This window comes from Pseudomonas sp. TAA207, assembly GCF_001529285.1.
In the GTDB taxonomy this organism is placed as follows: Bacteria; Pseudomonadota; Gammaproteobacteria; order Pseudomonadales; family Pseudomonadaceae; genus Aquipseudomonas; species Aquipseudomonas weihenstephanensis.
The window spans coordinates 1-12,123 of the sequence record NZ_LLWJ01000065.1 but is presented as its reverse complement, the minus strand read 5'-3'; the positions used below and the strand labels follow the sequence as shown (position 1 = coordinate 12,123).

Sequence of the window (12,123 nt, the reverse complement as noted above, 5' to 3'; positions counted from 1 at the left end):
GTCTGGAAAAGATGCTGGATAATAAAGCATGACCCGCTTGACGGCTAGGGCCGTCGGAGACCCACGCAATGCCTGACCAAGATGTACGCCTGCAACACCTGAAAGTTTGGCTCGATGAGCAATTATCTGCCCTGTTTTTAAATCAAGGCTGGGGCCTCGTCCCCCCGGCCACGTTGACTGCGGCCAGCAGCGATGCGAGCTTTCGGCGGTATTTTCGCTGGGAGGCCGAGGGTCGCAGTTTTATCGTCATGGACGCTCCGCCCCCCCAGGAAAACTGCAAACCTTTCGTCGATATCGCCGAATTACTGCGCACAAGCGAAATAAATGTGCCGAAAATTTTTGCTCAGGACCTCGAACGTGGGTTTCTTTTGCTCAATGACCTGGGCAATAAAACCTTTCTTGACGTTATTAATGAAGATAACGCCGATGAGCTGTTCGACGACGCCATTGAAGCGCTGCTGGCCTTTCAGCAGTTGCCAATGACCGAGCCACTGCCCAGCTATGACGTGGCCTTGCTGCGCCGCGAGCTGGAGTTGTTCCCTGAATGGTACGTGCGCCGTCACTTGGGCATTGAGCTGGATGAGCAACAGCAGGCGCTGTGGCAGCAGGTCAGCGATCTGTTGATCGACAGCGCCCTGGCACAGCCCAAAGTGCTGGTGCACCGCGACTTTATGCCGCGCAATCTGATGTTGAGCATCCCCAACCCCGGCGTGCTGGATTTCCAGGACGCGGTATATGGCCCGGTGACCTATGACATCACCTGCTTGTTCAAGGATGCATTCCTCAGTTGGCCAGAGGAGCGGGTATTGCAGTGGCTGAGCAACTATTGGGAGAGCGCGCGTCATTTGGCGATTCCCGTGCAGCCGGTCTTGCAGGACTTTTTGCGTGCCAGCGACCTGATGGGCGTGCAACGCCATTTGAAGGTGATCGGTATCTTCGCGCGTATTTGCCACCGCGACGGCAAGCCGCGTTACCTGGCGGATGTGCCGCGCTTCTTCTCTTATATAGAAGCGGTACTGGCGCGCCGTCCTGAACTGGCGCAATTGGGTGAGCTGTTTGTAAGCCTGCGTCAGCCGGCCGAGGCGCCCCTATGAAGGCGATGATTCTGGCTGCGGGCAAAGGCGAGCGTTTACGCCCCTTGACCCTGCACACGCCAAAACCGCTGATTTGTGCGGGCGGTGTGCCTCTGATCGAGTACCACCTGCGTGCGCTGGCCGCCGCAGGTTTTACCGAGATCGTGATCAATCACGCCTGGCTCGGTCAGCAGATAGAAGATCACTTGGGTGATGGTTCACAGTTGGGGGTCAGCATTCAGTACTCCGCTGAAGGCGAACCCTTGGAAACCGGCGGCGGGATTTTTAAAGCATTGCCGTTGTTGGGCGATAACCCGTTTGTGGTGGTGAACGGTGATATCTGGACCGACTATGACTTTAGCGCCCTGCGCCAGCCGCTTGCCGGGCTTGCGCATTTGGTGCTGGTGGATAACCCGGCGCACCACCCCACAGGTGATTTTTGCCTGATGGACTCGCAGATCAAAGATGCACAACCGAACGCGCCCACGCTGACCTACAGCGGCATCGCCGTACTCAGCCCCCAGTTGTTCAGCGGCTGCACGGGCGGCGCGTTCAAGTTGGCGCCGTTATTACGTACAGCCATGGCCGCCGGCCGTGTATCAGGAGAGCGTTTGCTAGGGCATTGGGTAGATGTAGGTACGCATGAGCGTTTGGCTGAGGTTGAGACCTTGATCAAGGGCGCTCACTAATATGCTGTGGCCAGGGACTCTGATCGGAGCCGGAGGTGGCTTTTTGATAGCCAGTATTCCGGGGGCCATGCTCGGTGCATTGCTGGGGCAGGCGCTGGACCGGCGTCTGCAACTGCACAGCTGGGCGCATCTGCGCGAACGCCTGGGCGGACGTGCAGTGCTGCGCAATGACGAACTGCTGTTTGTGTTGCTCGGTCGTCTGGCCAAAAGCGGTGGGCGAGTGGTGGATAAACACATTGAGCAGGCGCGCCAAGAGATGCGTTTGCTCGACATGAGCGCGCCTGCGCAGAAACGGGCGATTGGCGCCTTCAATCGTGGCAAGTCCGGCAATGAGTCATTGCGCGGTTATTTGCGGCGCCTCAAGTCACAGCCCCATGCTGCAGAAGGTGTTTTGCGCGCGTGCTGGCGGATGATCATTGCCGATGGCCGGGTCGACACCCGGGAGCGTGAGTTGATTGTGCGCTGGGGGCGTTGGCTGGGCTGGACCCCGCAACAGATTCAAGCGTTGGGCGCTGATTACGAGGCCCCAAAAAGACCGCTGGCAACGCGTGGCGGCACGTATCAAGAGTCGCTCACGCTGTTGGGCGTCACCGACCAGAGTGATCCGGCGCAGATCAAGCGCGCCTATCGACGTTTGCTCAGCCGTCATCACCCGGACAAGGTGGCAGGCTCGGGTGCAAGCCCCTCTCAAGTGCTTGAGGCGACCGAGACGACCCGCGAGCTGCATCACGCTTACACGTTGATCCGCCAGCGTCGCGGGTTTTGAGCGTTACTTATCCACAGGCTGCGGGCTGAGCCAGCCGCGAATTCGGCGAAATAACTGTTCTTGCTCGGCTTCGCGGTTGCCTGGAATAGCCGCTAACGCCACCTGTTTAAACTCTCCGCCATTCACCCGCTTGCTGGCTTGCAGCCGTTGCAGGGCCGCTTTGCGCGCCAAAGCGTTGTCTTTATAGAAGACGTCCAGCAAGGCGACTTTGAGCGTCGGGGTCATTTGGCTCAAGTCCGCCTGGGCCTGAGCCGGTGTCTGCGCGGCCACCATCACCAGTTTTGACACATTTGCGGGTTGTTTTTCGGCCACATAGCGTGCTGCCCAATACGCCCCCGTGCCGTGCCCCAACAATACGATGCTGCGCACATTCTGCTGCTGTGCGAAGGCAATGCTTGCCTCGATACGGGCGAAGATGCGCTCGGCATCGGCGGTGTTCATCTCTTCACGCGTGGCGAGGGGCGTGACGTCCGGCGCCGGGTTTTCAGTGCCGACGCTGGCTGCCTGTTCGATAGGTTTGGCTGTGGTGCTGGCGTCTTTGCTGCTACTGTCTGGCGCTTGTGGCGTAGGTAATTTCTCGGGTTCGACGGTGCGCGCCTGACTGGCTTCGCTTTGCAGGTCTGGCAAGCTCAGGCTCAGGCTGGCCCAGTTGGCGTCCGGCAGTTTGTTGCGCAGCGGGCTGATAGCCAGCGGCCAGTCAGCGGTTTCGCCTGCACCGGGCACGATAATCACTGCACCGCTGGGGTCGTTGCTGTTAGCGGGTTTCCACAGCGCAAGGAAGGTGTCGTCACCCGCTTGCAGCTGTTGCTGTTCGTGCTGCGGGAGCTGTCGTTCAAGCGCAGTCGCGTCTTCCTGGCTGCGTTCGAGCAAGGGCTGACGCTCAACAGGTTGAGGTTGTGCAGGCTCGGCAGCGGGCTGCGGCTCAGCAGCGTAGACCGGTAATGCCAAGGGCAGTAGTAACGACAGGCACAGGGCTGGCAGCGCCAGACGGTAAGAAGACATCAGTTTTTCCAGGCCAGAAGTAATCCCGGCAGCCTAAAGGGTTGATCAGTATTTGTCAGGGTGTGAGCGTTCAGATGACACGTTTTTGCTATCTGTTGGTTATCGGCTGGTTCTGGCTGCCCTTGATGAGCCATGCAGCGCCCGTGCCTGCGGCGCAGTTGAGCGTTGAGCAACAACAATGGCTGGCGCAGCACCCGGAGTTGCGGGTCGGCCTGGTGCTGCAAGCGCCCTACGCCAAATTTGATCAGCGTTTGCAACAGCTCTCCGGGGCCAATGTGGAGCTGATGAAGTGGCTGGCGCAGGCGTTGAACGTTGAGTTGCGCTGGCGCAATTATCCGGATCTGGCGCACCTTGAAGCAGCGGCCCGCGCCGGGGAGATTGATCTGGTGCCGGGCCTGACCCAAACACCGGCAGGGTTGCGCCTGTGGCTGTTTTCCGACCCGTATATGCGGGTGCCGCAGTTGGTGGTAGGCGAGCGCAACGGCAACGGAGCGGTCGATCTGGAGCGGCTCGACAGCCAGACTCGCGTGGCGGTGCGCATGCCCAGTGCGACGGCGGAGTTTTTACGCAGCAGCTACCCAGGACTCAATTTGCAAGGCGTGCCGCTGGAGCGTCAGGCGTTGCAATTGTTGCTCAGCCAGCAAGCGACCTATGCCGTGATTGATGAAGCGCAACTCAGTCGCTTGTCGGTTGAGCCGGAGTTCGCCGGGTTAGCGGTGGTGGGCGATATCGGTTTGCCGCAATTGTTACGCGTGGCGACCCGACGCGATTGGCCGCAGCTGGCCGGGATCGTCGAACGCGGGCTGCATGCGATACCTGCACGCGACATGGAGCAACTGCATGCCCGCTGGTTGCAGCCCAAATACCCCCACCTGGGCCCTTCGCCCGGCTTTTGGCAAAACCTGAGCCTGTTGATCGGTGCAGTGTTGTTGGCGTGCATGGCGATTGTGTACTGGCAGCGGCGTCAGCAAACCGCGCTGGAACGGGCGCTGCTCAGTGCTCGCGAAGACATCGCGCTGCGTGTCGCGAGCGCCGAAGCGTTGCGCTTGACCCAGTTTTCAATCGACCAAAGCCCGGTCGGCATTCTGTGGGTCAATTGGGACAGTCACGTGCGCTATGCCAATCAGGCCGCCGAACACATGCTCGGGTGTGCGCAGGGTGCGGTCCTTGAGCGACCCTTGAGTGATTTTGAGCCGGGGCTGACGATGGACCGCTGGCTCGGTTTGTGGAAGCGCGCACGGGCCAGTGAAGACGGCGCGCAGCGCTTTGAAAGCCAATGTGTGCGTGCCGACGGCAGCACGTTTCCGGCGGACATTACCCTCAGCTTCCTGCGTTTTCAGGCGGCGGAGTACTTGGTCGTGTACCTCAATGACATCACTGAACGCCGTCGCGTGCAGGCCGCGCTGCAAGAGAGTGATGCACGCTTGCAAGGCATCGCGGCCAATGTGCCGGGGCTGGTGTTTCGTCTGGAGCGCTCACTGCTTACGGGTGAGTTGGACTTCCCCTACATCAGTGAAGGCAGTGAGAGTTTGGCCGGCTTCTCGCCCGCGACGTTACGTAAACGCGAAGTCGGTTTGCGCAGCCTGGTACATCCCGACGACAAGGCGGATTACCACCGCGTGCAGGACCTGGCGCTGGACAGCGACAGCGACTGGGCGTGGCAAGGTCGCATTGTTACGCGCGATGGTCAGCAGCGCTGGGCCGAGATCAAGGCCATCACCCGGCGGCTGGGCGATGGCACCGTGGTGTGGGACGGCATTGTGTGGGATATCAGCGAAAGCAAGCGCATTGAACTGGAGCTCGACAGTTCGCGTGGTCAATTGCGTGAACTGTCGGCGCACCTTGAGAGTGTGCGTGAAGAAGAAAAAGCACGTATCGCCCGCGAAGTGCACGACGAGCTGGGGCAGATGTTGACCGTGCTCAAACTCGAAACGTCCATGTGTGAGCTGGCGTATGCCGACCTCGACCCCGGGCTGCGCGAACGCCTGAACAGTATGAAAAAGCTCATCGCTCAGCTGTTTCAGTTGGTGCGTGATGTGGCCACGGCCTTGCGCCCGCCCATTCTGGACGCGGGCATCAGTTCTGCCATCGAATGGCAGGCGCAGCGCTTTGAAGCACGTACGCAAATTCCGTGTCTGGTGCAGGTGCCTGAACATTTGCCACCGCTGAGTGCTGCCAAGGAAGTTGGTCTGTTCCGGATTTTGCAGGAGGCGCTGACCAACGTGATGCGCCATGCTCAGGCGCAAACCGTTGAGTTGACCTTAAGCATTGAACAACAATCGCTGTGCCTGACTATCAGCGATGATGGCCTGGGGTTTGTTCCCGCCACCGGCAGGCCAACCTCTTTCGGGCTGGTGGGCATGCGCGAACGTGTATTGATGTTGGGGGGTACGCTGTCGTTGCACAGTGTGCCGGGCGAAGGCACCACCCTGAATGTGCGGGTGCCGCTGGTTCAGCCGTCGAAATGACCTTGATGAGGAAATACCTGTGATTCGTGTACTGGTAGCGGAAGACCACACCATCGTGCGTGAAGGCATCAAGCAATTGATCGGCCTGGCCAAGGACCTGCTGGTCGTGGGGGAGGCGAGCAATGGCGAGCAATTGCTGGAAACCTTGCGTCATGTGCCGTGCGAAGTGGTGCTGCTGGATATTTCGATGCCCGGTGTCAACGGTCTGGAAGCGATCCCGCGAATACGTGCCTTGAACAACCCGCCCGCGATCTTGGTGTTGTCGATGCACGACGAAGCGCAGATGGCGGCGCGGGCATTGAAATTTGGTGCGGCGGGGTATGCGACCAAGGACAGTGATCCGGCGTTGCTGCTCACGGCGATTCGAAAAGTGGCGGCAGGGGGGCGTTACATCGACCCGGAGTTGGCGGATCGCATGGTGTTTGAAGTGGGCCTGACTGATTCGCGGCCGTTACATGCGTCGTTGTCGGAGCGGGAGTTTTCAGTATTCGAGCGACTGGCGCAGGGCGTAAACGTGAATGACATCGCGCAGCAACTGGCCTTGAGCAGCAAGACCATCAGTACGCACAAGGCGCGCTTGATGCAAAAACTCAACGTCACCTCGCTGGCTGAGTTGGTGAAGTACGCGATGGAACACAAGCTGGTGTGAAATACGAAACCGCAACGGTCGTCGCTGGCGCAGGCTGCGATAAGAGTGAACGATCATTAAATGCCGTAGCCCATCGCAGCCTTCGGCAGCGACTACCGAGTGGGGCGTGTCTGATTACGACAGTTTTGTATCATTGATTTGCCATCGTGCTTGGCCATAAGCGTCTCACTGTCTTAAACGCGACATCTGTGTAGGGCACGCCCTACCCCTAATCTTCCAACTGCCTCATGTGAATCTCTCCTGCGCCCCGATTTCTGCGGGCTGGCGCCTTCTTTAGTCTTGGGCTACAGCAGTCCAAAACAAAAGGTGTGGCTATGAGTGAGGTCGGTGCAAGCGCTGGGTCGAATGACATTTTGGTCAGCTTTCGTGGCGTGCAAAAAAGCTATGACGGCGAAAACCTGATCGTCAAAGACCTCAATCTGGACATTCGTAAAGGCGAGTTTCTGACCTTGCTTGGGCCTTCAGGGTCGGGCAAAACCACCAGCCTGATGATGCTCGCAGGCTTTGAAACGCCCACCGCGGGTGAAATCCTGTTGGCGGGCCGCTCGATCAATAATGTGCCGCCGCACAAGCGCGACATTGGCATGGTGTTTCAAAACTACGCGCTGTTCCCGCACATGACCGTGGCCGAAAACCTGGGCTTTCCGCTGTCGGTGCGCGGCCTCAATCGCACGGATATCAGTGAGCGGGTCAAGCGTGTGTTGAGCATGGTGCAGCTCGATGCGTTTGCCCAACGTTACCCGGCGCAACTTTCGGGCGGCCAGCAACAGCGGGTTGCACTGGCGCGCGCGCTGGTGTTCGAACCGCAGCTGGTGCTGATGGACGAGCCGTTGGGCGCGCTGGACAAGCAGTTGCGCGAGCACATGCAGATGGAGATCAAGCATCTGCACCAGCGCCTCGGTGTGACCGTGGTTTACGTGACTCACGACCAGGGCGAAGCGCTGACCATGTCGGATCGGGTGGCGGTATTCCATCAAGGTGAAATCCAGCAAATTGCCCCGCCGCGAAGCCTCTACGAAGAGCCGAAAAACACCTTCGTCGCCAATTTCATTGGTGAAAACAACCGCCTCAATGGCCGCCTGCACAGTCAGGACGGCGAGCGCTGCGTGGTCGAACTGAGCCGCGGTGAGAAGGTGCAAGCGCTGGCGGTGAATGTGGGGCGCACCGGCGATCCGGTGACCCTGTCGATCCGCCCGGAGCGCATCAGCCTCAACGGCGCCAGTGAGTCCTGCGTGAACCGTTTCTCGGGGCGAGTTGAAGAGTTCATCTACCTGGGCGACCACGTGCGGGTGCGCCTGGAAGTTTGCGGCAAGAACGATTTTTTTGTGAAACAGCCGATCGCCGAACTGGACCCGACGCTGGCCGTCGGGGACGTGGTGCCACTCGGTTGGCAGGTTGAACACGTACGTGCGCTGGACCCTCTCTTAGAGGCGAATTAATCGCCCCGGCTTCACCAACCCTGTGGAGAACACCATGCATAAATCCCTGAAATTATCGGTCCTGAGTATGGGCCTGTTGTGCGCCGCCAATGCGCTGGCGGCCACCGACCTGACCGTGGTCTCGTTTGGCGGGGCGAACAAGGCCGCTCAGGTCAAAGCGTTTTACGCGCCCTGGGAAGCCAGCACCAACGGCAAAATCATCGCCGGTGAGTACAACGGTGAAATGGCCAAGATCAAAGCGATGGTCGACACCAAAAGCATCTCGTGGGATTTGGTTGAGGTTGAATCGCCCGAACTGTCCCGTGGTTGTGACGAAGACATGTTTGAGCAACTGGATCCGGCACTGTTTGGTAATCCCGATCAGTACGTGTCTGGCGCCATTCAGTCATGCGGCGCAGGCTTCTTCGTATGGTCCACGGTCATGGCTTACAACGCTGACAAGCTGAAAACCGCGCCGACCAGTTGGGCGGATTTCTGGGACACCAAAACCTTTCCCGGCAAACGCGGGCTGCGCAAAGGTGCCAAGTACACATTGGAATTTGCACTGATGGCAGACGGGGTTGCGCCCAAAGATGTGTACACGGTGCTGGCGAGCAAGGACGGTCAGAACCGCGCCTTCAAAAAACTCGACGAGTTGAAACCGAGCATCCAGTGGTGGGAAGCCGGTGCACAGCCGCCGCAGTACCTGGCCTCGGGTGATGTGGTGATGAGTTCGGCGTACAACGGCCGCATCGCTGCGGTGCAAAAAGAAAGCAACCTGAAGATCGTCTGGAACGGGGGCATTTACGACTTCGACGCGTGGGCCATCCCGAAAGGTTTGAGCCCGGCCAAAGCTGAGGCTGCGAAAAAGTTCATGCAGTTCACGCTTAAAGCTCAACAGCAGAGTGTGTACTCGCAAAACATCGCGTATGGCCCGGCGAATAAAGAGGCCATGCCGCTGCTGCCTAAAGAGGTGCAAGCCGACATGCCGACTGCGCCTGAAAACATCAAGGATCAGATGCAGATCGACGTCAGCTTCTGGGCTGATAACGGCGAGCAACTGGAGCAACGTTTCAACGCGTGGGCTGCCAAGTAAGCCGCGCTGATACCCGACGCGCCCGGTCAGGGCGTGTCGCCCTTGTTTAAAGATTTGCGGAGTTCGCCATGGCCCTCGCCATCCCCTTGAACGAAGTCCCCAGCCCCGGCTTGAAGAAGCGCCTGGCGCATGCCGAGCGTGTGAATCGCTGGAAGGCGCAGGCGTTGATTGCACCGTTGGTGATCTTTCTGCTGCTGGTGTTTTTGGTGCCGATTGCTGCGCTGTTGTACAAAAGTGTCGGCAACCCGGAAGTGGTCGAAGGCTTGCCTCGCACCGTGGTAGCGGTGCACGGCTGGGATGGCAAAGGTTTACCGGCTGAGCCGGTGTATCTGGCGCTCAGCGAGGACTTGGCCGAGGCACGCAAGAATCAAGTATTGGGCGATTTGTCCAAACGTCTGAACATGGAGTTGGCTGGCTACCGCAGCCTGTTGATGAAAACTGCCAAAGCGCTGCCGTTCAAGGCGGTGCCGGCATCTTACAAAGACGCACTGGAAACCCTCGACGAGCGTTGGGGCGACCCGGCGTATTGGCAGGCGATCAAGCGCAATAGTTCAAGCGTGACCCCGTTTTACCTGCTGGCAGCGGTCGATCACCGTATTGATGACCTCGGCGAAGTGGCTCCGGCTACACCGGATCAGGCGATTTACCTGGACATCTTTGCCCGTACCTTTTGGATGGGATTGGTCATCACCTGCATCTGTCTGGTGCTGGCATACCCCTTGGCGTACCTGCTGGCCAACTTGCCCGCGCGCCAAAGCAACTTGTTGATGATTCTGGTGCTGCTGCCGTTCTGGACCTCGGTGCTGGTGCGCGTCGCGGCCTGGATCGTCTTGCTGCAATCTGGGGGGCTGATCAACAGTGCCCTGATGAGCATGGGCGTCATCGACAAACCGTTGGAGTTGGTGTTTAACCGCACCGGGGTCTACATCTCGATGGTGCACATCCTATTACCGTTCATGATCTTGCCGATTTACAGCGTGATGAAGGGTATTTCGCCGACCTATATGCGGGCTGCGATCTCACTGGGATGTCATCCATTTGCCAGCTTCTGGCGCGTTTATTTCCCACAGACGTATGCCGGTGTCGGTGCCGGTTGCCTGCTGGTGTTCATCATCGCAATTGGCTACTACATCACCCCCGCATTGCTGGGCAGCCCTAACGATCAAATGGTCAGTTATTTCGTGGCGTTCTACACCAATACCAGCATCAACTGGGGCATGGCCACGGCGTTGGGCGGTTTGCTGCTGCTGGCGACGGTGGTGCTGTACCTGATTTACAACTGGCTGGTGGGTGCCACCCGCCTGCGTCTGAATTAAGGAGGCCGCCATGCTGAGCCCTTACATGTCCCCCGTTGAACGGGTGTGGTTCTTCAGCTTGCGCATCCTTTGTGGGCTGATTCTGTTGTTTTTGATCTTGCCGGTGCTGGTGATCATTCCGTTGTCGTTTAACTCCGGAAGTTTTCTGGTTTACCCGTTGCAGGGCTTTTCGCTGCATTGGTATCAGGACTTCTTCGCCTCGGCCGAGTGGATGCGCGCATTGAAAAACAGTGTGATCGTGGCCCCGGCGGCCACGGTATTGGCAATGGTGTTTGGCACGTTGGCGGCGATTGGACTGACCCGTGGTGACTTCCCCGGCAAGGCGCTGGTCATGGCGCTGGTGATCTCGCCGATGGTGGTGCCGGTGGTGATTATTGGTGTGGCCAGCTACCTGTTTTTCGCGCCCTTGGGGCTGGGTAACAGCTACTTCTCGTTGATCGTGGTGCATGCGGTGCTGGGCGTGCCGTTTGTGATCATTACCGTGTCGGCGACGTTGCAGGGGTTCAACCAAAACCTGGTGCGGGCGGCGGCCAGCTTGGGCGCTTCGCCGCTGACCGCTTTTCGCCGGGTGACTTTACCGCTGATTGCGCCGGGCGTGATCTCAGGTGCTCTTTTTGCCTTTGCCACCTCGTTTGATGAAGTGGTGGTGACGCTGTTTCTGGCCGGGCCGGAGCAAGCGACGTTGCCGCGCCAGATGTTCAGCGGCATCCGTGAAAACCTCAGCCCCACCATTGCCGCAGCGGCCACGCTGCTGATTGCGTTCTCTGTCGTGTTGCTACTGACGCTGGAGTGGTTGCGCGGGCGCAGTGAGAAATTGCGTACAGCACAGGTCTAAATCCAGCAGGCGTCCCACAGGGGGTAATCGCCGATCCGCGAGGTCAACTGAGCGCGGATCGGGTTTTGGATAAGGTAGCGGGCGGCGGCCTTGAGATCATCTTCCCGGCGCAAGGCGCGGTCGTGATAGCCCTTTTGCCATAGCCGGTTTGTGGATTGGGTGGCGAGATTGACAGCGACGCTGCTGCGCGACTTTATTCGGCACATCAACTCACCCAGCGACTTTGTGCGTAACTCTACGAGCCAATGGCAGTGATCAGGCATTACGACCCAGGCGAGTGAGTTGACGATGCCTTCGTCGTGAGCTTGTCGGAGTTGGTTGACCACCAGGCGGCCCAGATGGAAGTCACTGAATACGGGGCGTCGTTGGTCGGTGACGGTAGTGAGCATATAGATGCGGCCGGGTTCGGAGTAGCGGCCTTTGAGTAGTTGTTTGCTGTTGTAGGATTTTGGCATTCCTTTGCCTTCGTGAAGAGGGATGTTTTCTAAAGTTAGATGGGTTATCAGGCAACGCCTTGTGCCTTTATTGGCAAGATATTGCAGGAAGCTGTTGGGCCTTATCGCAGCCTTCGGCAGCGACTACAGCGTCGCGCATGCCTATGTAGTCGCTGCCGAAGGCTGCGATCGGTCGCGTAGCGGCCGCAAGGCGGTGTGCGCGTCGGGGCGCGCGGTATACATGCGCGCCACCGTGTTTAGCTCACTAAAAGGTGCGTCATGCAGCCCTTCGCTATTTTCGGCAGCGACTACAGCGTCGCGTATGCCTATGTAGTCGCTGCCGAAGGCTGCGATCGGTCGCGTAGCGGCCGCAAGGC

General features: G+C 58.9%; 11 protein-coding genes. 9 read left to right on the top strand and 2 right to left on the bottom strand.

Annotated elements, in window-relative coordinates; translation table 11 throughout:
• Window positions 1–68: 68 nt before the first annotated feature.
• From AP059_RS11165 to AP059_RS11155, 3 genes are read left to right on the top strand one after another with little or no spacing between them, the layout of a single operon-like run.
• Window positions 69–1,094: an aminoglycoside phosphotransferase family protein gene (locus tag AP059_RS11165; RefSeq protein WP_059765256.1), complete on the top strand. Its 1,026-nt coding sequence runs from the start codon at window positions 69–71 to the stop codon at window positions 1,092–1,094.
• Window positions 1,091–1,762, top strand: coding sequence for an N-acetylmuramate alpha-1-phosphate uridylyltransferase MurU (gene murU, locus AP059_RS11160; protein WP_059765254.1), 672 nt, complete (start codon window positions 1,091–1,093; stop codon window positions 1,760–1,762). The genes AP059_RS11165 and murU overlap by 4 nt, the downstream gene beginning before the upstream one ends.
• A 1-nt stretch (window position 1,763) precedes the next feature.
• Complete coding sequence (locus tag AP059_RS11155; protein WP_059765252.1) at window positions 1,764–2,528, top strand: TerB family tellurite resistance protein; 765 nt, start codon at window positions 1,764–1,766, stop codon at window positions 2,526–2,528.
• A 3-nt stretch (window positions 2,529–2,531) separates the two neighbouring features.
• On the opposite strand, the gene AP059_RS11150 is transcribed toward AP059_RS11155, so the two are convergent.
• A complete protein-coding gene (locus AP059_RS11150) occupies window positions 2,532–3,530 on the bottom strand; it encodes an alpha/beta hydrolase family protein (RefSeq protein WP_059765250.1) in 999 nt (332 codons plus the stop codon).
• Window positions 3,531–3,604: 74 nt separating this feature from the next.
• On the opposite strand from AP059_RS11150, the gene AP059_RS11145 reads away from it, so the two are divergent.
• The 6 genes from AP059_RS11145 to AP059_RS11120 all read left to right on the top strand — a co-directional run bounded on the left by AP059_RS11145 (window position 3,605) and on the right by AP059_RS11120 (window position 11,312).
• The gene (locus tag AP059_RS11145; protein ID WP_059765248.1) at window positions 3,605–5,998 is read left to right on the top strand and encodes a PAS domain-containing sensor histidine kinase; all 2,394 of its coding nucleotides are present in this window, start codon (window positions 3,605–3,607) and stop codon (window positions 5,996–5,998) included.
• 19 nt (window positions 5,999–6,017) lie between these two features.
• On the top strand, window positions 6,018–6,647 hold the full coding sequence (locus AP059_RS11140; RefSeq protein ID WP_048364243.1) for a response regulator: 630 nt from the start codon (window positions 6,018–6,020) through the stop codon (window positions 6,645–6,647).
• A 314-nt stretch (window positions 6,648–6,961) separates the two neighbouring features.
• Complete coding sequence (locus AP059_RS11135) at window positions 6,962–8,086, top strand: ABC transporter ATP-binding protein (RefSeq protein ID WP_059765246.1); 1,125 nt, start codon at window positions 6,962–6,964, stop codon at window positions 8,084–8,086.
• Window positions 8,087–8,120: 34 nt separating this feature from the next.
• Entirely contained in the window at window positions 8,121–9,161 is a 1,041-nt protein-coding gene (locus AP059_RS11130; RefSeq protein ID WP_059765244.1) for an ABC transporter substrate-binding protein, read from the top strand.
• Window positions 9,162–9,229: 68 nt separating this feature from the next.
• The gene (locus tag AP059_RS11125) at window positions 9,230–10,477 is read left to right on the top strand and encodes an ABC transporter permease (RefSeq protein ID WP_059765243.1); all 1,248 of its coding nucleotides are present in this window, start codon (window positions 9,230–9,232) and stop codon (window positions 10,475–10,477) included.
• A gap of 10 nt (window positions 10,478–10,487) precedes the next feature.
• Complete coding sequence (locus AP059_RS11120; RefSeq protein ID WP_059765241.1) at window positions 10,488–11,312, top strand: ABC transporter permease; 825 nt, start codon at window positions 10,488–10,490, stop codon at window positions 11,310–11,312.
• Here the strand turns inward: AP059_RS11120 and AP059_RS11115 are convergent.
• Window positions 11,309–11,767 carry an REP-associated tyrosine transposase gene (locus AP059_RS11115; protein ID WP_059765239.1) on the bottom strand — a complete coding sequence of 153 codons (459 nt, stop codon included), beginning with the start codon at window positions 11,765–11,767 and terminating at the stop codon, window positions 11,309–11,311. The two genes, AP059_RS11120 and AP059_RS11115, sit on opposite strands and share 4 nt — an antisense overlap.
• Window positions 11,768–12,123: the final 356 nt, after the last annotated feature.

Excerpts from the sequence above, each read along its gene's own strand:
- AP059_RS11165 (WP_059765256.1), top strand. The coding sequence starts at position 69 with ATGCCTGACCAAGATGTACGCCTGCAACACCTGAAAGTTTGGCTCGAT.
- murU (WP_059765254.1), top strand. The coding sequence starts at position 1,091 with ATGAAGGCGATGATTCTGGCTGCGGGCAAAGGCGAGCGTTTACGCCCC.
- AP059_RS11155 (WP_059765252.1), top strand. The coding sequence starts at position 1,764 with ATGCTGTGGCCAGGGACTCTGATCGGAGCCGGAGGTGGCTTTTTGATA.
- AP059_RS11150 (WP_059765250.1), bottom strand. The coding sequence starts at position 3,530 with ATGTCTTCTTACCGTCTGGCGCTGCCAGCCCTGTGCCTGTCGTTACTA.
- AP059_RS11145 (WP_059765248.1), top strand. The coding sequence starts at position 3,605 with ATGACACGTTTTTGCTATCTGTTGGTTATCGGCTGGTTCTGGCTGCCC.
- AP059_RS11135 (WP_059765246.1), top strand. The coding sequence starts at position 6,962 with ATGAGTGAGGTCGGTGCAAGCGCTGGGTCGAATGACATTTTGGTCAGC.
- AP059_RS11130 (WP_059765244.1), top strand. The coding sequence starts at position 8,121 with ATGCATAAATCCCTGAAATTATCGGTCCTGAGTATGGGCCTGTTGTGC.
- AP059_RS11125 (WP_059765243.1), top strand. The coding sequence starts at position 9,230 with ATGGCCCTCGCCATCCCCTTGAACGAAGTCCCCAGCCCCGGCTTGAAG.
- AP059_RS11120 (WP_059765241.1), top strand. The coding sequence starts at position 10,488 with ATGCTGAGCCCTTACATGTCCCCCGTTGAACGGGTGTGGTTCTTCAGC.
- AP059_RS11115 (WP_059765239.1), bottom strand. The coding sequence starts at position 11,767 with ATGCCAAAATCCTACAACAGCAAACAACTACTCAAAGGCCGCTACTCC.